The following is a 24,348-nucleotide window of genomic DNA, read 5'->3' on the forward strand; positions in this document are numbered from 1 at the left end:
GGACGTCAAGAAGATGCGCCAGCGCCGGTCCGTTTTCCAGCGCTAGCCTGACGCAATGGTGAAGGGCCTATTGCTCGTCCTTCGGCGGCATCCGGGGCGGCGGGATCGGCGTGAACACGGCGCCCTGCGCGCCGGCCGGCGGTGCCAGGAATTCGCCGGTCGAGGAATCGCCGCCGGTGGTCTCCAAAATGGTCTTCGGCGTCACATATTCCCGGACCATATCGATCAGGCTGCCGTCGCCGCCGCCGAAATCGGCGGCGCGGCCGCCTTGCGGATGTCCCAATGCGATCTCGTTCTCGGCGGCATGGGTCTTGTCGGCCAGCCTGTCATTGTAGGGCACACGAAAGGCACGCGGGACGCCGCTCGGGCGATTGTCCTCGTCCAGCTGCTCGACCCAGAGATAGATCGAGCCGGGATCGCCCTCCAGCGAATGCGGCTCGACGATGCGGGCCTTCAGCAGCTTGAAGGTGGTCGGCAGCCGGTCCGTGCTGGCCCAGCCGAGCAGCCCGCGCATCTCCGTGAAGCTGACGACATAGAACGCGCTGGTCACGATTACCGCGACGGCCTTGAACGACCAGTGCAGCCGCGCATAGACCAGCACGACCAGCAGCAGCGCGCCGATCACGGCGTAGGCGACCGACAGCGTGAGGATGACCGTTGGCAGATTAGTCACGGCGTATCCTCTTGGCGTTACTGCTCACACCGGTCCTCGGGTCGAGATCGGCGCCGTTGCGCCAGCTGCTACGGAACGTCTCGAGCAGCGATTTCGGCCGCTGATTCACATCGACGACCTTGCCCTCCGTGTCGAGCCGGAATCGCACCGCGGTCTTCTCATCGCCGGTGTGGTCGAGCGTGAACTTGTTGTCGAAGACCACCTGCGCCGTCGGATTGAGCTTCTGCACCTTCACATTGGCCGTCACGGGCTCGCCGGTCGTCGCGACGAAATGCGAGACGTTCACCGTGTATTCGCCGGCGAGGATGCCGCGCAGCGTGACGATCTCCTCGCGGATGGGCGAGGCAATCTTCTTGCCGGCGACCATGATGAAGTCGTTGGCCCCGCCGCGATCGTCGCGGTCGAGCGTGAGGAAGCCGGCCTCGCGGTGACGATACCAGGCAACGTTGCCGGCAGGGTCCTGCACGAACAGGTCGAGATCGTCGGGGTGGTTGTCCGGCCAGTCCAGCGTGATCATGAACTCGGCCTTGGAGTCGATCTTGCCGTCCTTTGCATCGGGCGAGACCGCAAGCAGGGCGAGAAAGAACAGGAAGGCGATCACCTGGAGCGCCTTGAACAGCATCACGCCCAGCGGATCGAACGGCTCCTCGCGCGGATAGAGACCGAAATCATCCATCATGACGGCGTCCCAGTGCCCTTGCGCTCCAGCACCGGCGTCACATAGGTCTCGGTCAGCACCACCGCGTCCGAGAACACCCGCTGGGTCGCGGCATCCAGCATGTAATACTGGATACGGACCAGGATCGAGCCGACGAGGCCCGCCAGCGTCGTGTACATCGCGACCGCCATGCCGTCGCTCATCAGCCCCATCGAGGAGCGCATCGCGACCTTGTCGGCGGCATCCAGCCCCGCGATCGGCGCCAGCATGATGATGAAGCCGATGATGGTGCCGAGCAGGCCGAGCTTCATCAGCGTGTCGGAGACGAAGGCGCCGAACCCGTTGGAGCCGCGCAGCCGGTCGGCGAGATTCCGCAGCAGCAGCGTCTGGTCGACCGGCCGGTAGTCCTGTGCGGCCGCTTTCGTCACGAGGCTCTCGATATGGTCCCGCACCAGCCCGCGCGGCAGCTTCGCCGTGCCGGCATCGAGCACCTTGCTGCCGCCGGGCGCCGCGAGCGCCTCGCGGCAACGCCGCGCCGCGGCGCCTTCACGGGCGATCGCCCGCGTCCGCAGGAAGCAGTGGCCGCAGGTCAGGACATAGAGCAGCGCGATGACGCTGGAAATGTAAGTCCGGTCCGATGTCAGCATCAGGCGGATCAGGCCGAACCGCCACAGCAGCACGACGGCGAAGATCGACAGCCCTGTGAAGATCATCCAGAACAGCAGCGCGCTACGCTCGGATGGGTCGGCAGCCTGGCCCGCGATCGGTCCAATCGTCATCGAACTCATGCTGCACTGCTCCTGACCTGCAGGGATTCGCCTGCAACGATTCCTCACCCATTAGATCAAAGCCGCCGCGCCCGGTCCAAAGAGCCATGCCCAATCCGGCTTGGGAAATTTGCCCGAGCAGCAAATCCTGCCGCTCCCGCAATTGGCAAGGCGCGGCGGCGTTGTTAGGCTGACCTTACCAAACGTCGGGGATGATCGCATGCGCCTCGTGCTTCAGCTTGTCGCCCGTCTGCTTCTCATCGTCGCGCTCTGCCTTGGCGCTGCGACTGTCTGGGCCACGTTCGACGCCTATCGCAGCGTCGACCGGGCGACTGCGGCCTCGGCGCAGCGGGTCGCGCAGGCGCTTCAGGCACTGTACTGGCACGAGTTCTTGTTGCGCAGCAGCAGAACCCGCGAGCAGCTCTTGCCGGTTCCGGAGTGGCGCACGCTGGAGACGATGAAGCTGATCTCGCCCGGCGTGTGCGTCGAGTTCCAGCCGGCCATCGCATTCGAAAGGCCGCTCTGCGGCCAGAGCGTGGGGCTGGGCAAGACGCCGCCGCACTGGTTCGCCGCAATTGTCCCCGTCTTCCTCGGCAGCCATGCCGAAGTGATAAGGCCCGTCAGCCCCCGCGCGGCAACTGCCGGAACGGTCGTCGCGACGCCGGATGCCGCAGCGGCCATCTCGCTTGCCTGGGAGTATCTCCTCAACGTGGTCGATGTCGCGCTGCTGATGGCGGCGGCGATCGCGCTCCTGGCGTCGCTTGCCATCGCGCACGCGCTGGCGCCGGCGCGCACCATCGTCACCGCGCTCCAGCGCATGGCGCGGGGCCAGTATCGCACCAAGCTCCCGCGCTTCCGCTCGATGGAGCTGGCGATGATCGGCAGCGCCGTCGGCGAGCTTGGCGGTCGATTGGAGGAAGCCACCGAACAACGCGCGGCGCTGACAAGGCGGCTGATCGAGATCCGCGACGACGAACGCCGTGCGCTCGCCCGCGAGCTGCACGACGAGTTCGGCCAAAATCTCTCCGCCATCCTCGCCTTCGCGAACACGATCGAAATGGCGAGCGCGAAGGAGAGCAAGGACAACGGTATCGCGCAGGACGCGCGCATGATCTCTCAGGCCACCCATCATCTGATGGCCTCGCTGCGCGATGCGCTCAAACGCCTGCGCAATCCCCTGCCCGAGGAGCTCGGGCTGGAAGCGAGCCTCGTGAATCTGGTGGACAGCTGGCGCTCGCAAAGCGCGGCGCAGCCGACCATCCGGCTCGACGTCAAGGGCGACCTCACCGACATCAGCGGCCCGGCCGCCACCACCGCCTATCGCGTGGCCCAGGAATGCCTGACCAACGCACTGCGCCACAGCTCGGCGCGCGAGATCTCCTTGCGCATCGAGCGGCGCGCCGGTGACGACGACGCGTTGCTGATCCGCGTCGAGGACGACGGCGGCGGCGATGCGGCACGCGTGGCGCAGTCGGCCGGCTTCGGCCTCACCGGCATCCGCGAGCGGGTCGCGGCGGCCGGCGGATCATTGTCGATCCTCCCCGCCAATCGCGGCCTCAGCGTCGCCGCCACCATTCCGCTTGCCGCGTGAGGAAGGCATGAGCGAGGTTGCGGCAACAGGCATCTCCGTGCTGCTGGTCGACGACCATCCGATCGTGCGGCAAGGCTACCGGCGCGTGCTGGAGAGTCAGGGCGATCTCCATGTCGTGGCGGAAGCCGACAATGCGGCGGACGCCTACGGCGCCTTCAAGACGCACGACCCCGATGTCGTCGTGCTTGATATCTCGATGCCCGGGGCGAGCGGGCTGGAGGCGATCCGCAACATCCGCGCGCGCAGCCCGCGGGCGCGCATCCTCGTCTTCACCATGCACAACGAAGCCGTGCTGGTGAAAGCCGCCTTCGGCGCGGGCGCCAGTGGCTTCGTCACCAAGAGCAGCGAGCCATCCGCGGTCGTCACCGCGATCCGCAGCGTCGCGCGCGGCGAGCGCGCCATGAGCGACGACATCGCCCATATTCTGGCCGAGGACAGCCTGTCGGCGGGCTCGGCGCTGGATCAGCTGGGTGAGCGCGAGATCGAGATCCTGCGGCAATTCGCCGGCGGCGCGACCACCGAGCAGATTGCTGCGCATCTCAATCTCAGCGTCAAGACGGTGCAGAACTATCACTACCTGATCAAGACCAAGACCGGCGCGCGCACCGACGCACAGCTCGTACGGCTGGCGGCGAGTTGCGGGCTGACGAGGATTTAAAGCTTAGCGACGGCCTGCTCGCATAAGTTCCCAAGGCCCCCTCATCAAAGCTCTGCTGCCCCAACGAAGATCTCCAGCCTCCCTCAGATTGTGCTAGGCTCGATCGCCGGCACGGCATCGAAGCCACCCTCGTTCCCGTTGTATGTTTCGCACAACAGCAGGAGACGCTTCCATGACCATCAGGGACAGTCTTCTTGCGGCACTGATCGCCTTCACCGTTTTCGCGACCGGAACCACCGAATGCGCAGCAACCGAGGCGAAAGACCAGATCACCATTCTTTACGACGCCTTCGGCACGAATGACGCGATGACAAAGGACTGGGGTTTTTCCGCCCTCGTCGAGATCGCGGGAAAACGCATCTTGTTCGATACGGGTAACGATCCCGACATCTTCGCGGCAAACGTGAAGGCCAAGGGCGTCAATCTCTCTGACCTCGACTTTGTCGTTCTTTCGCACCGCCACTCCGATCACATGGCGGGTCTGTCCTACGTCCTGAGCGTCAATCCGACCGTCAAGATCTACGCGCCGAAGGAAGGGTTTGGCATCTACGGCTCTTCGCTGCCTTCCGGCTTCTACCGGAAAGACGAGGCCTTGCCGCCGGAGATGCGGTACTATGGAGGCAAGCCCCCGGCAGTGATGAAGTTTGGCTCGGCATGGGCCAACGCGAACTTCGAGCTGATCGATCAGACGACCGAGATTGCTCCCGGTATCACGCTCATTTCGCTGATCTCCGACGCGCCCGGGACAAGAGAGCTCAAGGAGCTGTCCTTGGCTGTCAACACGGCAGACGGTGTAATCCTTCTGGTCGGTTGTTCGCACCCCGGGATCGAGCGCATCGTCGAGGCGGCAAGCATCATCAATCCCAGGATTCATCTCATCGCAGGCGGATTTCATCTGGTCGTCGCACCTGACGAGGCCATCGCAAAAGTTGTGACCGCTCTGAAGGACAGGTTCAAGGTCGACGCCGTAGCACCAGGACATTGCACCGGTGAGCCGACTTTTGCCGCGCTCAAGAAGGCGTTCGGCGACAACTATCTCTATGCCGGCCTCGGCACGTCGATTTCGGTTGGAACGAGTGGGAATGCCAGACGTGGGGAGGGTCCGACGCTTGACGACCTTGCAACGTATCGCAGACTGGCCGGGCGGGAAGACCCGTTCGGCATATTGCGGTCGCGCGGCTTGCGGTCGGGATCCGCGCTCTAGCGCGCAATTCGCATCTTTATCCAGCGCTTCGGGCGAGCGGAATGGAACCGACACCGTCGCGCTTTGGTTAGCAGCAGAGTGAAGGAGTTGCGCCATGAGTAAGGCTATGCACCGAACGGTCGTCGATCATCCGCTCCTCACGGTGGGTGAACTCATCGACGAACTCTGCCGCTTACCGGATACGGCCGTCGTCCACTTCCACTGCCCCGCACTCGATCAGGAGCTAACTTTCTACCGCCTTCGGAGGCGGTCAAAGGACGCCGTCGAAATCGCGGTGAATGCATATCCGCAGAGCCCGCCGGTTGTCCCAGCGTCCGGCGCCGGTTTTCACGCGCGGAGACAATCTGCCCCCTCGGCGCCCCTTCGCGAGGAGACCCTACTGCGCAAGGCAAAAGGCTGAATCGGCTCTTACGCGTTCTGGAGGGAGGGTATCGGTCTAGGCCGCCTTCAACCCGCGCAGCACCAGCGCGAGCGTCGCATCGACCCGCGCCGGCAGATCTGCGTCCTTCCACTCGTCGGCATGGGCCGGATGATGGAAGCGGCAGGTCGCGTCAAACAGCGCGCGCGCAGTCGCCTTGACGTCGCCCACCTCGAACACGCCCTGCTTGACGCCGTCGGACAGGATCGCCGAGATCTGGTCGATCATGGTGTCCTTGTGGCACCTGACGGCCGCGCAGGCCTCACGCGCCAGGGTCAGATAGGTCTCGAACATCTCGGGGTCGTCGAGCACGCGCGAACGCTTGGCGGCGAACAGCATGCGCAGCCAGCGATCGAGCCTGTCGGGCGCGGGGCCCCTCTCCTCGGCGATCTGGCGCAACGGCGCGTCGATGCGGTCCAGCCAGCGTTTGGCAACAGCTTCGCGCAGCGAGGCCTTGCTCGGGAAATGGCGATAGACGCTGCCGTGGCTCACATCGAGCGCACGGGCAACGTCAACCACGGTGGCTTTGGCAAGTCCGTAGCGCCGCAGAACGTCCTCGGTGACTTCGAGGATCCGCTCCGGCGTCAGGACAACGGCTTCATTCATGCCAGCACCTTGTTCCCGTTCAGGGTTCACCCGGCGATCGAGCTGCTTCCGAAGCGCCCCTGCCGGTCGTTTCGGAAAGCTCTCGCCCTAATGAGGCAGTTTTGCAGCCTGCGCCGCGATCTGGCGCGCCACCAGTAAATTGAGCCAATGCCCAATCGTCCCGGTGAAGTTGATGATTTCGGTCGTCATTGTCTTAAGTCTCCATTCGTCCGCGGTCCCCACCTCCGAATTACGTCCCGCGATCCGCAAATGTTTCGGACCTCGGGCTCCCCGGGCGGGATGACCACGGGACGCCCAATCGGAGCGTCCGTGAACGGATATACACGTCTCGCTGACAGATTTCAATATCTGTCAGTCAATGATCCGTGATTGACAGCTGATTTTTGCGGACGGATCGCTCCGGCCGCGCTCGTCCTGGTTGGCCGGCCCGGTGGATAGCTCGACGATCCCCCTCTTCCCAGGCCCAGATTGTTTGTTTCGCCCCGCCCGCTCTGTTAAATCACGGCGTAAAAAGCATTTTGGCAGGTCGCACCCCTTCGGGCCGCCCGCCCACCTCTCCTGGAGCCGTCCCATGATCCCCCGCTATACCCGTCCCGAAATGGCCTCGATCTGGGAGCCGCAGACCCGGTTCAAGATCTGGTTCGAGATCGAGGCGCATGCGGCGGACGCCCTCGCCGAGCTCGGGACGATCCCCAAGGAGGCCGCCAGGACGGTCTGGGCCAAGGCCAAGGATGCCACCTTCGACGTCGCCCGCATCGACGAGATCGAGCGCGAGACCAAGCACGACGTCATCGCCTTCCTCACCCACCTCGCCGAGATCGTCGGCCCCGAAGCGCGCTTCGTGCACCAGGGCATGACCTCCTCCGACGTGCTCGACACCTGCCTCAACGTCCAGCTCACCCGCGCCGCCGACCTCCTGCTCGCCGATCTCGACAAGGTGCTGGCCGCGCTGAAGAAGCGCGCCTTTGAGCACAAGATGACGCCGACCATCGGCCGCAGCCACGGCATCCATGCCGAGCCCGTCACCTTCGGCCTCAAGCTCGCTTATGCATACGCCGAATTCACCCGCGCCAAGGAGCGCCTGATCGCGGCTCGCAAGGAGGTTGCGACCTGCGCCATCTCCGGCGCCGTCGGCACCTTCGCGCAGATCGACCCGCGCGTCGAAGCACATGTCGCCAAGGCGATGGGCCTCGTGCCCGAGCCGATCTCGACGCAGGTGATCCCGCGCGACCGCCACGCGATGTATTTCTCGGTGCTTGGCGTCATCGCCTCCTCGATCGAGCGCATCGCAGTGGAAATCCGCCACATGCAGCGCACCGAGGTGCTGGAGGCCGAGGAGTTCTTCTCCGAAGGGCAGAAGGGCTCCTCCGCGATGCCGCACAAGCGCAACCCGGTGCTGTCGGAAAACCTCACCGGCCTGTCCCGCATGGTGCGCGCCTATGTGACGCCGGCGCTGGAGAACGTCGTGCTCTGGCACGAGCGCGACATCTCGCACTCCTCCGCCGAGCGCATGATGGGCCCGGACGCGACCGTGACGCTCGATTTCGCGCTGGTGCGCCTCGCCGGCCTGATCGACAAGCTGCTGGTGTACCCCGCCAACATGCAGAAGAACCTCGACCGCCTCGGCGGCCTGGTGCACTCGCAGCGCGTGCTGCTGGCGCTGACCCAGAAGGGCGCGAGCCGCGAGGACGCCTACAAGCTCGTGCAGCGCAACGCCATGCCGGTCTGGCGCGGCGAAGGCGACTTCCTCCAGCTCCTGAAGAAGGACGCTGAGGTGAAGAAATATCTCACCGACGCCAAGATCGAGGAGCAGTTCGACCTCGGCTACCACCTCAAGCACGTCGACACGATCTTCAAGCGCGTGTTCGGCGAGAGCTGAGCGGCGCTTGCGCAGCCCGGGTGAGCGCAGCGATACCCGGGACCTCACTCGCACAGACCCGGATGTCGCGTCGCTCATCCGGGCTACAGCACATCAGAAACGGATCCCCTCATGCCCATCGTCAACCGCGTTGCCGCCCTCTCCGACGAAATGGCCGCCTGGCGCCATGACTTCCATGAGAACCCGGAGCTGCTCTACGAGGTCCATCGCACCGCCGGCATCGTCGCCGATCGCTTGCGCGAATTCGGCTGCGACGAGGTGGTGACCGGCATCGGCCGCACCGGCGTCGTCGGCGTGATCCGCGGCCGCAAGTCCGCCTCGGGCAAGACCATTGGCCTGCGCGCCGACATGGATGCGCTGCCGATCATGGAGACGTCGGGCGTCGCCTACGCCTCCAAGGTCCCCGGCAAGATGCACGCCTGCGGCCATGACGGCCACACCGCCATGCTGCTGGGCGCCGCCAAATATCTCACCGAGACGCGCAATTTCGACGGCACCGCGATCATGATCTTCCAGCCCGCCGAAGAAGGCGGCGGCGGCGGCAAGGCCATGGTCGAGGACGGGCTGATGACGCGCTGGAACATCGAGGAGGTCTACGGCATGCACAACATGCCCGGCCTGCCCGAGGGCCATTTCGCGACCACGCCCGGCGCGATGCTCGCCTCCTCGGACAACATCCAGATCATCGTCCGCGGCAAGGGCGGCCACGCCGGCGCCGGTCCGCACAAATCCGTCGACAGCGTGCTGATCGGCTCGCAGATCGTCAACGCGCTGCAATCGATCGTCGCGCGCAACGTCGATCCGCTGAAATCGGCCGTCATCTCGATCACGCAATTCCACTCCGGCACGGCCTTCAACATCATCCCTGAAGTCGCCGAGCTCGGCGGCACCGTGCGCACGCTCGATCCCGAGGTGCGCGATCTCGTCGAGCGCCGCATCGGCGAGGTCGCCGAGAGCGTCGCCCGTGCCTATGGCGGCTCGGCCGAGACCAAGTACACGCGGATGTATCCGGTGACGATGAACCATGCGCGCGAGGCCGGCCTTGCCGCCGACGTCGCCCGCGACATCGTCGGCGCCGAGCGCGTCAACGACAGGTTCATTCCGATGATGGGCGCCGAGGACTTCTCGTTCATGCTGGAAGCGCGTCCCGGCGCGATGGTGCTGGTCGGCATGGGCGACGGCAACGAGTGCCACCATCCGGCGTACGTGTTCAACGACAACATCCTCGGCCATGGCGCGTCGTTCTGGGCGCGCCTGGTCGAGACGCGGATGCCGGCATAGGCATTCGCAGGGTGGGTTAGTATCGTAGGGTGGGCAAAGCGAAAGCGTGCCCACCATTGCGCATGGTGGGCACGGCGCTGCGCGCCTTTGCCCACCCTACGGCAGCGTCACCGGAGCAGCACCTTACCCTTCATACTGCAGCACGTGCATCCCGGCGTTCCAGTCGGAGACGAACATCAGCCCGTCCGGCCGGACATAGGCGTCACAGGTCTTGGCTGCGAGCGCGACGTTCGGGCGGGGATCGATCAGCTTTTTCGGCGTCGGCGGCACCCAATACGCGATCTCCTTCGGCGCAAAGGCGTCCTTGACGTCGAACACCCTGACGCCGGCATTGTTGTAGGTCGCAAAGATCGTCTCCTCGCTCTGGAATGCGCCCGGACGATTCTCGTGCAGATTATGCGGACCGAAGGTGCCGTTCGCGCAAAAGTCGCGATCGCGCGGGGTCGGGAGAGTTGCGATCGGCACCGGATTTTGCGGCGCGCGCACGTCGAGCACGAATGTGTGGAACAGGCCCTTAGCGCACTGGTCGGCATTGGCTTCATCCGCGACGATCGCGAGCTGACGCTTGGGCAGCGGCAGCGGCGTATGCGTGCCGCCGGCAAACGGCGGCGACCAGTTGATGTGGGACAGCAGCTTCGGATTGGTGGGATCGCTGATGTCATGGATGGTGAAACCGCCGTCACGCCAGGCGGCATAGCCGCGATCACCCGCCGTGATCATGTGATGCAGCGCAAAGCGCTTGCCCTTGGGTGTCGCCGGCTCGCCGGCCGCGCGGTTCATGCCCGGCAGCCACCATTTCGCGACGATCTCCGGCTTCGTGATGGTCTTGAGATCGACCACGCAGAGGATGTGGTCGGTGAAGCCGTCGAAATGCGCCGACACATAGGCATAGCGGCCGCCCGGCCACCAGAGACGATTGATGCCGAAGCCGGGCATTTCGAGGAACGCGATCTCGCGCATCTCGCCCGGCTTCGAGATGTCGTGGATCGAGAGGCCACAGCGGAATTTCTTGGCCTTGGTGATGCTGTCGGCCAGCGTGTTCTCGAAATAGCCGCGCATGTTGTCGTAGGACTGCATCGCGACGATGTTGGCGCCGTTCGCAAGCAGCAGCATGTCTTCCGCCACCTGGAGATGGTGGGTGCGGGTGTATTGTCCCGCGGTGAAGAAATTGACCGGCTTCAGCGCACGCGGATCGGACGCGTCCAGGATCGTCACGCCGTCGCTGAACATGTGCCCGACATAGACATGCTGCCGGTTGAACATCACCTGCACGCTGTCGGGCCGACCGCCGATGTCGCTGTAGGAGATGTGCTTGATGCCCTTGCCGATACCCTCGGGCGGAATGTCGGCTTCAGAAGCCCATGCGGACCTCGACCACCCGGACAGCGCAGCGGACCCGAACACGGCCGACAATTGCTGAAGGTGGCGGCGGCGCGAGAGTCGAGGCATCGGTTTCCCCCATTTTTTTAGGGATGATGCTCGCTTGCAGCGAGGCGTGCAAGCCTCGCGTCGTCCGCCCGAAGGTTACGCTTCGTCGCTAGTTGCAGATTTCGGCTGGTATTTTTGCGGCAGGATTGGACGGATGATTGGCCGTCCCGAGCCGGCATCCCTTGGCAATCGGCCTGCATCCGGCATTGTTGCAGATCATCTGTCCCGAGGCCTGCGGCGTCGATGGCGCGCCCTCGGTTTGTTTTCGGTCCGTATCGCGCCTCCTCGAATCCTCGCGCGTCGCGACCGGCTTCTTCTCCTGGATCTTCTCGCACTCGTTGTCGTCACCGACGCGATAGCCGGCGCGGCAGGTGATTTTCACGCATTGATCGCCGTCGGCCTTGAAACCGAAATTGCACACGAGCGGGCAGACCCGTCCAGGCTTCGCCTTCAGCGCATCGAGGGCGTCGACGCTGGCAAGCTTCACGTCGAACTGGGTGCCGGCATATTTGTTGAACAGTGTCAGCGAGCGCTGAGATGTGCCGTTCCAATCGCCATCAGCTGCGGCGGACAGACAGCCGACGCGGCGCAATTCGCTCTGCACGGATTTTGTCAGATCGGCCGCTGACAATGTCGATGCCGGCGCAGGCGAAAGGGCCGCAACCTTTTGCTCGACCTCGGGCATCTGACGATCGGCCGCCGGCTTTGCAGCCTGCTCCGCTTTCTCCGCGGCCAGCTTGGCGGCAAGCTCGGCCTTGGCTTTCTCCGCTGCCTGCTTCTCGGCCAGCGCCTTCGCAGCCGCCGCCTCGGCCACCTTGCGCTCGCGCTCGGCTGCTTCGGCTTTCGCCTGCTCGATCTGCTTTTGCTTCTCCGCCGCGATCCGCGCCTCCTCGGCGGCCTTGGCCGCCGCGGCCGCTTTCTCTTGCTCGGCTTTCTGGGCGCGCTCGGCAATCAGTCTCGTCTTTTCCTGCTCGGCCGCCCTGGCCTTTTGCTCGGCCGCCACGCGCGTTTCTTCAGCGCCTATCTTGTTCAACTGGCCCTTGGCGAGGTTGGCGTAGAACCCATCGGGATACGCCGCCAGAAACGCCTCCCAGGCATCTCGCGTGGCCAGCTGGAGCGCCAGCTCGTAATCCCTGCGAATAGCGTCTTGCGGGTTGGCCTGCGGACCGGTCGCGACCGGCTTGACTACAACCAGGGGCACGTCGTCGCCACCGAGCGAGCCGTAGACATAGGGCTCCTGCTTGTAGCCGGTAGCCTTGAGTACGTCGTCGCGCACGAAGCCGAAGGCCTTGCGCAGATCGAGGCCGGGCTTCGGCAGGTGCTCGACCAGCGCGACGGCGAACGGGCTGTTTCTGGAATCGCCGTCGGATGCGGTCGAACCGGCTTTCGCGGCGAAGGCAATCATGGTGTTGGGGCTGGTCGGCTCGACCTTGGCCAGGCCGCGTCCGATCGCGCGCGAGGCCAGCGTGCGCTTCATGGTCTTTGAGAAGGGATTGTCGCGGCAGGCGTCGAGGATGATCAGGCGCAGTTGCTTGGCCGGCTCGACCGCGAACAATGCGCGCTCGACCGGGATGGTCTCGTCGAGAACGTCGCCGTCCGTTTCCAGCGTTGCGTCGGTCGGGATGAGGTAGTTGTTGCCGTCGAGCTCGATACCGTGGCCGGCGTAATAGATCACCGCCATGTCCGCATCGCGCGTCCTGCCGGCAAACTCACGCAGCATGCGCCGCATCTCGCTGGCGCTGAGATCAAGCCTGACGTCCACGGAGTCGAAGCCGGCCTTCTTGAACATGCCGCCGACCAGCGTGGCATCGTTCACGGGATTGCCGAGCTTGGGCGCGCTCTTGTAGGCGGAATTGCCGATGACGAGCGCGACCCGCCGGTCGGCATGTGCCGGTCCGCAAGCGAAGCCCATCGCAAATATCAACAAAGCAAATAACCGAAGCGAAATCACGTGCGCCCCCCCCCGGATGCAATTCCATGAGACTATTCGGATCATTGCCGAATGCCAATTCTCCCCTATGTGACATTCATCACACAACGTGCTTCAAGGCTGCTCATAACCATGCGGCAAGGCGTCACCATGCTTCGCTCATCCGAACCAGACTCCGGAAAAAAGGGGTACGCAGGGCCCGTCATTGGGCTGCAGAGCGTAGATCCGCTGGCTCACCCGAGTGAAGCAGGCGAGATGCGGTCTCGTCTGGCGCGAAAGGCAGGGTGAACTGAAAGACGGCGCCCCGGGGCTCGTTTGCGCCGGCCCACAACTGTCCGCCATGCGCCTCGATGATCGAGCGGCAGATGGCGAGACCCATCCCCATTCCTGTGGGCTTGGTGGTGTAGAAGGCCTCGAACAGGCACTCTACATTCTTCGGATCCAGCCCCGGACCGGAATCCCGCAAGGTGACGTGCACGCCGTTCGATGCATCCCGACCGGTGCTGATCAGCAACTCGCGTCCTCCCTCGCCGACCGCGGCCATCGCCTCGATCGCGTTGACAATCAGGTTGAGCACCACTTGCTGGAGTTGAACGCGATCTGCCTGAATGGGCGGCAGGCCTTCGGCAAGTTGCGTTCGCACCGAGACGCCGTTCTTGAACGCTTCGCTGCGCGTCAGCGCGATGACCTCAAGCACCGCCTGATTGATCTCCATATCCTCCTTTTGCGGGGGCGCCTTCCTGATGAGCGCCCGGATCCTGCCGATGACGTCGCCGGCTCGCATGCCGTCACCGGTGATCCAGTCGAACGACTGTCGAACCCGCTCCAGATTTGGCGGTTGAGCCTCCAGCCAATTCAGCCCGGCCTCGGCGTTCGCAACGATCGCGGCGATCGGCTGGTTGACTTCATGGGCAATCGAAGCGGTGAGCTGCCCCATCGTGGTGACGCGATTTGCGTGCGCGAGCTCCATCAGGGCTTCACGGTAGCGTCGCTCGTGTTCGCGGGCTTCGGCTTCCGCCCGCTTGAGGGCCGTCAAATCGAGGACAAAGCCGACGCCTTGATCCGTACCTTCTCCAAACATGGTCCCGCCGATCAGCACGGGCACACGGTTGCCGTCCTTCCGCACATACTCCTTCTCAAATGGTTGGGCCGTCCCGAGCCGCTTTAGTTCCGCCACGGTATGCAAGTCGCGGTCGCGCCATTCCGGCGGCGTGAGGTCGGTCCGATGCAGGCGCCCTGAGCTGAGATCTTCCCGGTCGTATCCCACGATGCGCAGGAACGCATCATTGGCCTCGAGAATGCGCCCCTCGACCTCCCAGATGATGATGCCGATGATGTTGGCGTCGAACAGGCGCCTGATCTTGATATCCCGTGCAGCAAGATCACTCTGAAGCTGGATGTTCTCCTCGGTCGCCTTTCTCCGCTGTTTCGCCTCGAGCCGCGCGAGCGCCAGCGCCGCTCCGGCCAGCGCGACGACGAGAACAACGGCGCCGGCGATCAGCGAGGTCCAGCGATGCTCGAATGCCTCGGCGCGCGCCTCCCGGTCGGCGAGCCGAAAGCGCTCGTGATCCACCATCTGGTCGATTTGCGAGCGGATCTCGTCCATGCTGCGGATCATTGCCAGCGCGGCCAGTCCGGACTTGCCGGCCGTCTTCAGCAGCTCGTCGATCTCGCGCAGCGTTGCGGCAACGGTCAGTGCCAGATGTCCGGCCCGAAGGCCCTGCAACGGATCCTCTGCGACCAGCGTCTGCAGCGCCTGAGCTTCCCGTCGTACACTTTCGTCGGAAACGCCGTAGGCCTTGAGATAGGCGGGGTCGAGGGTCATGAGATACCCGCGCCTTTCGGCCTCCAGTTCCGCGATGATCGCCCTCAGCCGATCGAGCGTTTCGAGTACTTGGCGGCTATGCTCGGTGAAGTGGTGAGCTGCCTGCCGCTCCTGCCAATATTGCAGGCCGAGCAAGCTGGTCGCGACAAACAGGCCCACGAGCACTGCGACCGCAAGGATCAGCGGACGCGCAAACCATCGCGAAGACAGGGCCGGAGCAGGCGCTGACATCTGCCTAGGGTCATGCTGGCGTGACCGGCGCGTCTTCTGGTGCCAAGGCCAGAGCATTGCTAGGATGATAGCATGGATAGGCCCGCATGGGTGAGCCGGGAAACTGATCAGGTTACATCGGCTTCGGCCCCCGTAAGTCGTCTGGCGAGGGCCACGATGTCGCAGGGTGCGGCGGCCCGCTCACGTGTCATGAATGACTGCCTTGGTGAAGGAGCATTGGCATGGCGCAGGGTGAAAACACACTGAACCGTCAAATGCCGGCCAGCCGGCGCAGTTTCATCAGGGGATTGGGCGCAGCGGGGGCGGTGCTGCCGGCCCTTGGCGCGCTGCCGCGGTGGAGTTTTGCCCAAGGCGCCGCCGTGACCCACGCCAGCGCCGCGATCGACTGGAAGCAATTTGCGGGACAGTCGATCGCGCTTTCGGGTGCAATCCATCCGTGGTCGAATGCGATCACGCCGCTGCTGCCGGAGTTCACCATACTCACCGGCATCAACGTCACCATCGATTTCCAGCTGGAAACCACCTATCTCGGCGCGCTGCCGATCAGGCTCGCTCGCGGCAGTAGCACGCCCGATGTCTTCATGTTCACGACCTATGGCCAGGGCATCTCGAACGGATGGCTGGAGCCGCTGAACGGCTATTTTTCCAACAGGTCGCTGACCGACCCCGCCTGGTATGACGAGAACGACCTGCTCAAGACGGCCCGAGCCTTCCCGCTGTGGTCGGACGGCGAACGGTACGCCGTCCCGATTACCTCAGAGGCGATGACCCTGTTCATCAACAAGGATGCGCTGGCAGCCAAGGACCAGCCGATTCCCCAGACCTTCGAAGAGTTGCTTGTCACCGCCAAGGCGGTCAAGACCAGCGGCATGTCGGGAATCGCCATGCGGGCCCAGGCCGGTGGCAATTCCTCCCCACCGGCCATGGGCTTCGTGTTCTCCTACGGTGGGGCCATGGTCGAGCACAACAGGGTCGCTTTCGCGAGCCCGCAGGCGATAGCGGCCGTCGAGATGTACGGACAGCTGCTCAGTCAGGCCGGGCCTGCCGGCGTCGGCAGCTATGAATGGTACCACGTGCTGGACGACTTCCTGCAGGGTCGGACGGCCATGGCCATCGACAGCAGCAACTTCGCGACCGACATCTCCAATCCAGCGAAAAGCCGTGTCGCCAACCAGGCCGGGTTTGCAATCTTTCCGCATCTCGCCGGTCGCGGACCCGTCCCCTTCATGTCGCACTGGCAGGCGTGCATCAATTCCAAATCTCGAAACAAGCGGGCGGCTTTCCTGTTCCTGCTCTGGGCGACGAGCAAGGCGACCTCGCTGCAGACTGCTGCAGCGGGGCTGGCGACGACACGCGTGTCGGCCTGGTCGAGCGAGGGCTTCAAGAAGGCATTCGGCTCACAGGCCGCCGAGGCGGCGCTGACCAACTTGCAGAATGCGGATGTCGACCGCGCCAAGGCAATCCTCTTCCATCCGCAATCGAGACCGATCCTCGACGCCTTCATGATCGGCGTCAATGAAGTGGTCAATGGTGCGAAATCGGCGAAGGATGCGATGACGGGCGCGGCCGAAAGAGCCAATGCGGCGATCCGCGGGTAGCGGCGATGCTTGTCCCATCGGAGAGTTGGGGCCGCGCCGTACGCGGCCCCATTGGGCTTACCGGCTGGGCCATGCCGGTCAGGCGAAAACCACCTCGTGCCGCATCACGAAGGGCGCAAGCAGCGTGTCCACCTCACCGGTCACCACCTCGCGTTGGTCCGCCGGCAGACCCGCCAGCGTCACGGTGGCGATCGAGCCATGGCTGCCGTGGGCGCCGACCTTCACCTTGCAGTCGATGCCGCGCGCGGCGAGCGGCGACAGCACCTTGGTGAACACCCGCTGCGCCGCGTCCCAGCGCAGCTGCGGCTTGAACACCTTGCCGACACCGGTCACAGGCATCGGATCGATCGGAATGACCTGCACCGGAACAGCCGCGCGTTCCGGCGTGCGCTCGCGCACCCACGTCTCCAGCTCGCCCGGCTCGATCTTGGCGCCCGGCTTCAGCTGCACGTAACCGACCGGCAACTCGCCGGCATAGGCATCGGGCTGACCGACCACCGCGGCGAAGCCAACGGCGGGATGGCGAAACATGATCTCCTCGATCGGCGCCGGATCGATATTGTGGCCGCCGCGGATCACGAGATCCTTGGCGCGGCCGGTGATCCAGAGATAGCCGTCGGCGTCCAGCCGGCCGAGGTCGCCGGAATTGACCCAGACCTCGTCGACGAAGGCGCCCTTGTTGTGCTCGTCGTTGAGATAGCCGCCGAACACGCCGGGCCCCGCCATGATGACGACACCGATCTCGTCAGGCGCGCAGTCGCGGATCAGCCGGCCGTCGGCATCGAGCTGCACGATGCGCACCCGCGCATAGGGCATGGGAAGACCGACCGAGCCGAGCCGAATCGGCCGTGACGGATAAGCCAGCGTATGCACGCTCGACGTCTCGGTCATGCCGTAGACCTCAACCACCGGCAGCTTGAGCTTGTCCTGGATCGCGGAGCCGACGGCGACGGGGATCGCCGAACCGCCGCCGGCGGCATATTTCAGGCTGGAGATGTCAGCGTTACCCGGTGGCACCGCGAGCGTCGCCGCGAGCACCGTCGGCACGCTCGACAGCGCCTCGGGCTTGAAGCGCTCGACCAGCCCCCAGATGTTCTTCACCGAGTTTGGATTGCGCCATCCGCTCGGCGACAGCACGACCAGCGAGCCGCCGCTCGACAGCGTCAGCAGCACCTGCGTCAGCGATCCACCGACGTGGAATAGCGGCATGCCGAACAGCAGATTGGAGCCCGGCCTGGTCTTCAGCAGCAGATTGAGCGCCCAGGCCTGGTAGACCTGATTGGCATGGGTGTGCCGCACCAGTTTCGGTGTGCCGGTGGTACCGCCGGTGTGGAAATAGGCAGCGATATCGCTGCCGAGAATCTTGCGCCCGCTGATAAGCCGATCGGACGGCTGCTGCTTGATCAGGTCGCTGAAGGCAAAGATGCCCTTCTCCGGATCGCCGCCACCGAACACCTGCACGATCGCCTTGAGGTGTTTGAGTGAAGGGCGGATCTGCTCGACCTTCTGCCAGATGTCGGTGCCCGGCATCGGCCCCAGCGCCACCAGGATCTTGGTGTTCGCGGCTTCGAGAATCTCCGCGATCTGGTGCGGCTCGAGCAGCGGATTGACGGGATTGGCGATGCCCGCTGCCTCCGCACCGAGCAGCGTCACGAAGGCATCCGGCACCAGCGGCAACATGAAGCTGACGACATCGCCCTTCTCCACGCCGAGGGCGTGAAACATGTTGGCGGCCTGCGTGACGCGCGCGATCAGATCGCGGTACGTCACCACGACCGGCGTATCGGCCGGATCGGCATTTTGCAGGAACTGGATCGCGGCCCCGTCGGGATTGCGCGCCGCCCCTAACCTGACGGCGTCATAAGTGCTCTCGGCCGCGACGCGATCGGCGTAAGGGACCTGCTCGAAGGTACGAACCTCGGCGTCGGTCGCCAGGTCAGGATAGTCGTTGCCGATGAAGCGATCGAGCGCGTGGATGCCCGCCATGGAATTCTGTCCTCCCTCAGTGCTTGTCCCCGCCCGGTGTCTTTTTGACATTTTGGTTCGGCGAGGCCTCGACCGATGGTCGGTCGAGCGCGGACAGAATGATGGATGATTGAGCGTTCGTCCATGACTTAACGGCTACGGTCGTAGCACCCGGATGAGAGGCCTTTGAACCTCCGCGCCCGATCCCGGGACCAAGAACATGCATTGGACTCGCCTGCCAGCGTCCTGCCGCAAGACTTGAGGTGATCATGACCACGCCCCTGCGAGAGCGCATCACACGGCTGATCGTCGTGCTCGCCATGGCAGCGGCAATCGCCCTGCCCCGCGCGACGCTCGCCGCGGACAGCCAGTTCGACAAGATGCGCGCCAAGATCGTGGCCTTTGTCGGCGACAAGATGGAGAAGCTGGGCGGATCGCGCATCGTCTACAAGGTCGATACTGATGGCTTGCGCGAGAGCGTCGTCACGGATTTGCGCGACGACGTCGTCAAGACCCTGCGCGAGGGCAAGATCGCCTTCTCCGGTCTTGTGATCCGCGACGGCGGCGTCGAGTTGAAGATCGCCGACGCCAAGGGCCGCGAACAGCTCGAACGCAAGCTCGCCTCAGCCGCGGAGGGATTGCCATCGCATGCGCTCAACGTGACAGACAGCGGCGACGGACTGGTCAGGCTCGCACCGACCGATGCGGCATCCGCCGCACGGCTGAATGACCTCGTCGAAGATTCCATCGCCATGATCGAGCAGCGCCTCAAGGACGCCGGCGTCAAGCTTGTCAGCGTCGTCCCTGACGGGACCAACAGCATCCGCATCTTCCTGCCCGGCGTGACGGACCCCGAGCGCATCACCGCGATCTTCGCCCGGAAGGTCAAGGTCAGCTTCCGCCTGGTCGATCTCTCGATGCCGCCGGAGCAGGCGCAATCCGGTACGCCACCGACGGGTACGGAAATTCTGCTCGGCTTCAAGGACAAGCGACCTTATCTGGTGGCCACGGACAGCGCACTGGACGGCGACGACATCAGCTATGCCGGCCCGGGATTTGCCAGCGGCACGAAGGACCCGATCGCCTCGTTCCGCTTCAACGGCCGCGGCACGCGGCGCTTTGCCCACGTCACCGCGGAGAACATCGGAAAGCCCTTCGCCATCGTGCTCGACGGCAAGGTGATCTCCGCCCCCGTGATCCGCGAGCCCATCACCGGCGGCTCGGGCCAGATCTCCGGCAATTTTACCCTCGAGGAGGCCAACAGCGTCGCCATGCTGCTGCGTGCCGGAGCGCTGCCGGGGCACCTGACCCTCGTCGAACAGCAGGTCATCCAGCCCGCCGCCAAGCCGTAAGGCGGAGATTGCCCGCGCCTCACGTCGCCGGTGCGCCCGGGTCCGTCCACGACGCCAAAGCCCGCACCCCTCCGCCCCCGAATCACGGGGGCGCCGCGGCCATACGCACAACCAAGGGGCAATTGCCGAAACGCCCGATCAGGCTAAAATTTGCCTCTTGCGACAGGACGGCCTGAGGCTTCATTCAAGCGGTCGTCATTCGATTTCGGCTATACGGGTATCGACCGGGACTGAAGGCCTTACGCGGGAACATTACCATGCCGTCCGGCAGTGCAGACATTTCCTCGATCCTCGACCGCATTCTCGATGCGGCGACGGACAATCTCAGGATCGCGAAGATCCTGATCCAGATGGGCCTCGATCCCAACAACGTCACCTACGATGCGATCTTCAACCGGCTGCTGGAGATCTTTGTTCAGAACATCACGCTGGCCAATCTGTTCGCCGCGGTCGGCGCCGGCTTCTTCGTCGCCACGCTCTTGATGCGGACGATGGTGCCCCTGCGCGTCGCCAACATGATCGGCTGTGCGCTCTTCGCCGTTTTCGGCGCGCTCTCGGCCAACGTCTCGACGTTCCTCCTCTATCTTCTGCTGCTTCCGATCAACGCCTTGCGGCTGCGGCAGATGCTCAAGCTCGTCAAGAAGGCGCGCCATGCGGCCGAAGGCGACATGTCCATCGAGTGGCTCAAGCCGTTCATGACCGAGCGCAAATATCGCCGCGGCGACACGCTCTTCAAGCTGGGCGATCCAGCCAAGGAGATGCTGCTCACGGTCACCGGCAAATTCCTCGTCAAGGAGATCAATGTCGAGATCGGGCCCGGCGCCCTGATGGGCGAGCTCGGCTTCCTGACGCCGGACAACCGCCGCACCGGAACGATCGAATGCATCGAAGACGGCCAGGTGCTGACGATCACCTATGACCGGTTGCTCGAGATCTATTTCCAGGACCCGCAGTTCGGCTATTACTTCCTCGTGCTGACCAGCCAGCGCCTGTTGCAGAACATCGACCGCTTGCAGAAGCAGCTCGCGACCGAGCGGGCGGCCACCACCAACAGGATCGCGTGACCGGCGCCGCCGCTCAGTCCAGGAGCAGCGCCATACCGGGATCGCCCTTTTCCATCGCCCGCCGATAGGCCGGGCGGGCGCCGATACGACCGAGATATTCCACAACGTTCGGACAGCGCTCGAGATCATAGGGCTGGAAGTAGCGCATCGTGGTGAGCGAGAAGCCCATCATGATGTCGGCGGTGGTGAAGGTGTTGCCCGCCAGATATTCGGCATCCCGTACGCGCGCATCGACGAGGTCGAAAGCGCGGTCGACGCGCCCCCTGGTCGCGACCAGCATCGGATTGTCCCCGGCAAGCTTGAGCCGGTTCAGGATCATCAGCCGCCCCATGCCGGCCTGCAACGTGCCGTTGGCGAAGTGAAACCAGTACAGGAAACGCGCGAAATCAGGATCATCAGGGCGGAGCACAAGGCGTCCATTGCCGTATTTGGCCATGATGTAATCGACGATGGCGCCGGACTCGGCGAGCACGAGATCGCCGTCGGTGATGACGGGCGCCGCCCCGATGGGGTGCAGCGCCTTGTAGTCGGGAGGCGCCAGCATGGTGACGGGATCGCGGGCATAGCACTTCAGCTCGTAGGGAATTCCCAGCTCCTCGCAGAGCCAGACGATGCGCTCGGATTGCGACTTGCCGAGATGGTGGACGGTGAGCATGACGCCTCCTGCGACCGTGAGTTGGATAAGCCGTGACGGCTCATCCTACTCCGTCATTGCGCGCGCAGCGAAGCTTCACTGTCATCGCCCGCGAAGGCGGGGCATGACAGCGTCGGATAGAAACGCGCTGCCACAACACCGAGACCTCGTGCCCCTACCCCGCCTCGTCGGTCACCATCCGCGCCACGACGCGGTCGCGGCGGATAAAGTGATGCCAGAGCGCGGCGAGCAGGTGGATGCCGATCAGCGCGAGCAGCACATAGGCAAACAGGATGTGGCGGTCCTCATAGGCCCCCGCCGCCGCACGGTCCGGCGAGGTGAATTGCGGCACGTGAAACAGGCCGAAGAAGTCCGAATAGTCGGGCGTGTGCGCGCCGGAATGCGCCCAGCCGAGCATGATGACGACGATCACGGCGAGATAGAGCGCGCCATGGCTGACATGCGCCGCGATCTTCTGCCAGCGCGAGGTCTCGGTCGGCATCGCCGGCGTCGGGTTGACGGCGCGCCAGACCAGCCGCAGCACCGTGAGCAGCAGGATCACATAGCCGATATCGGCGTGGATCGAGCGGTAAAAGAAGCGGTCGGGACGGGCCGGGATGTGGTTCATCCACCAGCCGAAGCCGATCATCCCGATGATGGCCAGGGCCAGACCCCAGTGCAGCCACCGCGAGATGCTGCCCCAGCCGTTACTGGTGTTTCTGATCATGTCGGCTCTCCGGAGTTTTGCGGATATGTCCCCGTCCGCAGCGGAGCTGCTGATAGCGGGAACTTGCGGTAATCCTGAAATTGAATCGTTCCAAACTGGTCCCAAACGGCCCCGCCGCAAAACCGCCCCAAAAACCGAATGGTAACCATGGTGCCCTTAAGGTAGCGACGTGACCAATTCTCCGACGATCCTGGTGTTCGATTCCGGCCTTGGCGGACTCACGGTGCTCCGTGAGGTCGTGGCCGCACGCCCGGACGCGCATTACGTCTATGTCGCGGACGACGCCTTCTTCCCCTACGGCCACCACAGCGAGGACGAGATCATCGCCCGCGTCGTGCCGCTGATGGGGGAACTGATCGCCGCGCACGATCCCGAGCTCGTCGTCATCGCCTGCAACACGGCGTCCACCCTGGTCCTATCTCACTTGCGCGCCGCATATTCCCTGCCCTTCGTCGGCACCGTGCCAGCGATCAAGCCCGCCTGCGCGCAGTCGAAGACCCGGCGCGTTTCGGTCCTCGGCACCAAGGGCACGGTGAAGCGGGAATACACCAAGGCGCTGATCCGCGATTTCGCGCTGGGTTGCGAGGTGACACTGGTCGGCTCGCCCGAACTGGCCTCGCTGGCTGAAGCCGCGCTCAGCGGCTCTTCCGTCAGCGACGATGCCATCCTCGCCGAACTTACCCCCTGCTTCGTCGGCGATCCCCAGGATGCGGGCGCGCGCACCGACATCGTGGTGCTCGCCTGCACGCATTATCCGCTGCTGCTCGACCGGCTGAAGCGGCTCGCCCCCTGGCCGGTCGACTGGATCGATCCGGCGCCGGCCATCGCCCGCCGCGTCTCCGACCTGCTCGGGGCGCGCATCGGCGGCATCGCGCAATCCGGCGCCGAGATGATCTTCACCTCGAACCGCGCGCATGGCCTCAGCGCCACGCTGACGCCGTTCTTCGGCGGCCGCGTGCCGGCCTGACTTTTCGGGTTCACGACGCGCTGCTAGGCTCCGCCGTCGTCATCTCCGCGCAGGTCTTCTCCATGTCGGTCCCGACACTACCGCTCAACCGTCTCCGCCAGCTCTGGCGCGAGGGCCGCCCGGCCTTCGGCGCGATCGCGACGATCCCGAGCGTGCAGATGGTGCAGATCATGGCGCGCTCGCTCGACTGGATCATCGTCGATCTCGAGCATGGCCCGATTGGACTGACCGAAGCGCACGCGATGATCGCGGCCACCACCGGCACGCCATGCACGCCCCTGGTGCGGATCGCGGCGAACGAGCCGTGGCTTGCAAAGGCGCCGATGGACATCGGCGCCTTCGGCATCAATTTCCCGATGATCACCAATCGCGCCGAAGCCGAGAAGGCGGTGCGCAGCGTGCGCTATCCGCCACGCGGCGACCGTCTCTGGGGTCCCTTCCACGCGCCGTTCCGCTGGGGCCAGTCGATGCCGGACTACATGGCCGCGGCCGACGACGAGATGATCTGCATGATCACCATCGAGCATGTCGATGCCGTCAACCGCATCGACGAGATCATGGCGACGCCGGGCATCGACGTCGCGGTGATCGGCCCCGGCGATCTCGCGACATCCATCAACAAGCGCGGGCAGATGGACGATCCGGAATTGCTGGAGCTGGTCGCCCGCGCCGAGGCCGGCATCCTCAAAAGCGGCGTGCCGATCGGCGGCGTCGCCCGCACCGCCGACCAGGCCAACCAGCTGATCGACCGCGGCTACCGCGCGATCGCCCTCGGTTTCGACTGGTCGCTGTTCCAGCGCGGCATCATGGCCGCATTCGACGGCATCAGGCGCTGAACAGGCCGATTGCCACCTTGCCGGGAATGGCGGCGCTGCTAGGGTCGGCCGTTCCA

19 protein-coding genes and 2 pseudogenes are annotated in these 24,348 nt (G+C 64.6%); 10 read left to right on the forward strand and 11 right to left on the reverse strand.

The window, feature by feature from the left end:
- Positions 1-67: 67 nt before the first annotated feature.
- The 3 genes from NLM25_RS29215 to NLM25_RS29225 are packed head-to-tail and all read right to left on the reverse strand — an operon-like array spanning position 68 to position 2,119.
- The gene (locus NLM25_RS29215) at positions 68-673 is read right to left on the reverse strand and encodes a hypothetical protein (RefSeq protein ID WP_254139291.1); all 606 of its coding nucleotides are present in this window, start codon (positions 671-673) and stop codon (positions 68-70) included.
- On the reverse strand, positions 666-1,352 hold the full coding sequence (locus NLM25_RS29220) for a hypothetical protein (protein WP_254121025.1): 687 nt from the start codon (positions 1,350-1,352) through the stop codon (positions 666-668). The genes NLM25_RS29215 and NLM25_RS29220 overlap by 8 nt, the downstream gene beginning before the upstream one ends.
- On the reverse strand, positions 1,349-2,119 hold the full coding sequence (locus NLM25_RS29225; protein WP_254139292.1) for a MotA/TolQ/ExbB proton channel family protein: 771 nt from the start codon (positions 2,117-2,119) through the stop codon (positions 1,349-1,351). Before NLM25_RS29225 ends, NLM25_RS29220 begins: the two co-directional genes overlap by 4 nt.
- A gap of 199 nt (positions 2,120-2,318) precedes the next feature.
- On the opposite strand from NLM25_RS29225, the gene NLM25_RS29230 reads away from it, so the two are divergent.
- The 3 genes from NLM25_RS29230 to NLM25_RS29240 all read left to right on the forward strand — a co-directional run bounded on the left by NLM25_RS29230 (position 2,319) and on the right by NLM25_RS29240 (position 5,551).
- A complete protein-coding gene (locus tag NLM25_RS29230; RefSeq protein WP_254139293.1) occupies positions 2,319-3,689 on the forward strand; it encodes a sensor histidine kinase in 1,371 nt (456 codons plus the stop codon).
- Between the two features lie 7 nt (positions 3,690-3,696).
- Positions 3,697-4,347, forward strand: a complete 651-nt coding sequence (locus tag NLM25_RS29235; protein ID WP_254121030.1) for a response regulator transcription factor — start codon at positions 3,697-3,699, stop codon at positions 4,345-4,347.
- A 172-nt stretch (positions 4,348-4,519) separates the two neighbouring features.
- Positions 4,520-5,551 (forward strand): MBL fold metallo-hydrolase, encoded by a 1,032-nt coding sequence (locus NLM25_RS29240; RefSeq protein WP_254139294.1) that lies wholly within the window; start codon positions 4,520-4,522, stop codon positions 5,549-5,551.
- Positions 5,552-5,987: 436 nt separating this feature from the next.
- Here NLM25_RS29240 and NLM25_RS29245 read toward each other — a convergent pair whose 3' ends face one another.
- Entirely contained in the window at positions 5,988-6,575 is a 588-nt protein-coding gene (locus tag NLM25_RS29245) for a TetR family transcriptional regulator (RefSeq protein WP_254139295.1), read from the reverse strand.
- Between the two features lie 571 nt (positions 6,576-7,146).
- On the opposite strand from NLM25_RS29245, the gene purB reads away from it, so the two are divergent.
- Together purB and NLM25_RS29255 are read left to right on the forward strand one after the other, a co-directional pair.
- Positions 7,147-8,454 carry an adenylosuccinate lyase gene (purB, locus tag NLM25_RS29250; protein ID WP_254139296.1) on the forward strand — a complete coding sequence of 436 codons (1,308 nt, stop codon included), beginning with the start codon at positions 7,147-7,149 and terminating at the stop codon, positions 8,452-8,454.
- A 111-nt stretch (positions 8,455-8,565) separates the two neighbouring features.
- The gene (locus tag NLM25_RS29255; protein WP_254121034.1) at positions 8,566-9,735 is read left to right on the forward strand and encodes a M20 aminoacylase family protein; all 1,170 of its coding nucleotides are present in this window, start codon (positions 8,566-8,568) and stop codon (positions 9,733-9,735) included.
- A gap of 123 nt (positions 9,736-9,858) precedes the next feature.
- Here NLM25_RS29255 and NLM25_RS29260 read toward each other — a convergent pair whose 3' ends face one another.
- From NLM25_RS29260 to NLM25_RS44480, 4 genes and pseudogenes are all read right to left on the reverse strand, one after another.
- On the reverse strand, positions 9,859-11,184 hold the full coding sequence (locus NLM25_RS29260) for an LVIVD repeat-containing protein (RefSeq protein WP_254121035.1): 1,326 nt from the start codon (positions 11,182-11,184) through the stop codon (positions 9,859-9,861).
- An 88-nt stretch (positions 11,185-11,272) separates the two neighbouring features.
- The gene (locus NLM25_RS29265) at positions 11,273-13,075 is read right to left on the reverse strand and encodes a caspase family protein (RefSeq protein WP_254139297.1); all 1,803 of its coding nucleotides are present in this window, start codon (positions 13,073-13,075) and stop codon (positions 11,273-11,275) included.
- 220 nt (positions 13,076-13,295) lie between these two features.
- Positions 13,296-14,558: pseudogene (locus NLM25_RS29270) on the reverse strand (sensor histidine kinase); the annotation flags it as partial.
- A gap of 126 nt (positions 14,559-14,684) precedes the next feature.
- A pseudogene (locus NLM25_RS44480) lies at positions 14,685-15,206 on the reverse strand (CHASE3 domain-containing protein); the annotation flags it as partial.
- 164 nt (positions 15,207-15,370) lie between these two features.
- Between NLM25_RS44480 and NLM25_RS29280 the strand changes: the two are divergent.
- Positions 15,371-16,747, forward strand: a complete 1,377-nt coding sequence (locus NLM25_RS29280) for an ABC transporter substrate-binding protein (protein ID WP_254139298.1) — start codon at positions 15,371-15,373, stop codon at positions 16,745-16,747.
- Between the two features lie 78 nt (positions 16,748-16,825).
- On the opposite strand, the gene NLM25_RS29285 is transcribed toward NLM25_RS29280, so the two are convergent.
- The gene (locus tag NLM25_RS29285) at positions 16,826-18,733 is read right to left on the reverse strand and encodes an acyl-CoA synthetase (RefSeq protein ID WP_254139299.1); all 1,908 of its coding nucleotides are present in this window, start codon (positions 18,731-18,733) and stop codon (positions 16,826-16,828) included.
- A 248-nt stretch (positions 18,734-18,981) separates the two neighbouring features.
- Here NLM25_RS29285 and NLM25_RS29290 point away from each other — a divergent pair, with 248 nt between their 5' ends.
- Positions 18,982-20,064: a preprotein translocase subunit SecD gene (locus NLM25_RS29290; RefSeq protein WP_254139300.1), complete on the forward strand. Its 1,083-nt coding sequence runs from the start codon at positions 18,982-18,984 to the stop codon at positions 20,062-20,064.
- A 257-nt stretch (positions 20,065-20,321) separates the two neighbouring features.
- The gene (locus tag NLM25_RS29295; RefSeq protein WP_254121042.1) at positions 20,322-21,128 is read left to right on the forward strand and encodes a Crp/Fnr family transcriptional regulator; all 807 of its coding nucleotides are present in this window, start codon (positions 20,322-20,324) and stop codon (positions 21,126-21,128) included.
- A 13-nt stretch (positions 21,129-21,141) separates the two neighbouring features.
- Here NLM25_RS29295 and NLM25_RS29300 read toward each other — a convergent pair whose 3' ends face one another.
- Entirely contained in the window at positions 21,142-21,783 is a 642-nt protein-coding gene (locus tag NLM25_RS29300) for a glutathione S-transferase family protein (RefSeq protein WP_254139301.1), read from the reverse strand.
- Between the two features lie 154 nt (positions 21,784-21,937).
- Positions 21,938-22,489, reverse strand: coding sequence for a cytochrome b (locus NLM25_RS29305; protein ID WP_254139302.1), 552 nt, complete (start codon positions 22,487-22,489; stop codon positions 21,938-21,940).
- 169 nt (positions 22,490-22,658) lie between these two features.
- On the opposite strand from NLM25_RS29305, the gene murI reads away from it, so the two are divergent.
- Positions 22,659-23,456 carry a glutamate racemase gene (gene murI / locus NLM25_RS29310; protein WP_254139303.1) on the forward strand — a complete coding sequence of 266 codons (798 nt, stop codon included), beginning with the start codon at positions 22,659-22,661 and terminating at the stop codon, positions 23,454-23,456.
- A gap of 62 nt (positions 23,457-23,518) precedes the next feature.
- On the forward strand, positions 23,519-24,292 hold the full coding sequence (locus NLM25_RS29315) for an HpcH/HpaI aldolase/citrate lyase family protein (protein WP_254139304.1): 774 nt from the start codon (positions 23,519-23,521) through the stop codon (positions 24,290-24,292).
- The last annotated feature ends 56 nt before the right edge of the window (positions 24,293-24,348 follow it).

Origin of the sequence: Bradyrhizobium sp. CCGB01, assembly GCF_024199795.1 — a bacterium.
Classification (GTDB): Bacteria; Pseudomonadota; Alphaproteobacteria; order Rhizobiales; family Xanthobacteraceae; genus Bradyrhizobium.

What these genes read in the sequence shown, in the direction of transcription:
- purB (WP_254139296.1), top strand. Translation starts at nt 7,147, where the DNA reads ATGATCCCCCGCTATACCCGTCCCGAAATGGCCTCGATCTGGGAGCCG.
- NLM25_RS29285 (WP_254139299.1), bottom strand. Translation starts at nt 18,733, where the DNA reads ATGGCGGGCATCCACGCGCTCGATCGCTTCATCGGCAACGACTATCCT.
- NLM25_RS29305 (WP_254139302.1), bottom strand. Translation starts at nt 22,489, where the DNA reads ATGATCAGAAACACCAGTAACGGCTGGGGCAGCATCTCGCGGTGGCTG.
- NLM25_RS29240 (WP_254139294.1), top strand. Translation starts at nt 4,520, where the DNA reads ATGACCATCAGGGACAGTCTTCTTGCGGCACTGATCGCCTTCACCGTT.
- NLM25_RS29225 (WP_254139292.1), bottom strand. Translation starts at nt 2,119, where the DNA reads ATGAGTTCGATGACGATTGGACCGATCGCGGGCCAGGCTGCCGACCCA.
- NLM25_RS29235 (WP_254121030.1), top strand. Translation starts at nt 3,697, where the DNA reads ATGAGCGAGGTTGCGGCAACAGGCATCTCCGTGCTGCTGGTCGACGAC.
- NLM25_RS29300 (WP_254139301.1), bottom strand. Translation starts at nt 21,783, where the DNA reads ATGCTCACCGTCCACCATCTCGGCAAGTCGCAATCCGAGCGCATCGTC.
- NLM25_RS29280 (WP_254139298.1), top strand. Translation starts at nt 15,371, where the DNA reads ATGGCGCAGGGTGAAAACACACTGAACCGTCAAATGCCGGCCAGCCGG.
- NLM25_RS29260 (WP_254121035.1), bottom strand. Translation starts at nt 11,184, where the DNA reads ATGCCTCGACTCTCGCGCCGCCGCCACCTTCAGCAATTGTCGGCCGTG.
- NLM25_RS29265 (WP_254139297.1), bottom strand. Translation starts at nt 13,075, where the DNA reads ATGGGCTTCGCTTGCGGACCGGCACATGCCGACCGGCGGGTCGCGCTC.
- NLM25_RS29230 (WP_254139293.1), top strand. Translation starts at nt 2,319, where the DNA reads ATGCGCCTCGTGCTTCAGCTTGTCGCCCGTCTGCTTCTCATCGTCGCG.
- NLM25_RS29245 (WP_254139295.1), bottom strand. Translation starts at nt 6,575, where the DNA reads ATGAATGAAGCCGTTGTCCTGACGCCGGAGCGGATCCTCGAAGTCACC.
- NLM25_RS29295 (WP_254121042.1), top strand. Translation starts at nt 20,322, where the DNA reads ATGCCGTCCGGCAGTGCAGACATTTCCTCGATCCTCGACCGCATTCTC.
- NLM25_RS29315 (WP_254139304.1), top strand. Translation starts at nt 23,519, where the DNA reads ATGTCGGTCCCGACACTACCGCTCAACCGTCTCCGCCAGCTCTGGCGC.
- NLM25_RS29255 (WP_254121034.1), top strand. Translation starts at nt 8,566, where the DNA reads ATGCCCATCGTCAACCGCGTTGCCGCCCTCTCCGACGAAATGGCCGCC.
- NLM25_RS29220 (WP_254121025.1), bottom strand. Translation starts at nt 1,352, where the DNA reads ATGATGGATGATTTCGGTCTCTATCCGCGCGAGGAGCCGTTCGATCCG.
- NLM25_RS29290 (WP_254139300.1), top strand. Translation starts at nt 18,982, where the DNA reads ATGACCACGCCCCTGCGAGAGCGCATCACACGGCTGATCGTCGTGCTC.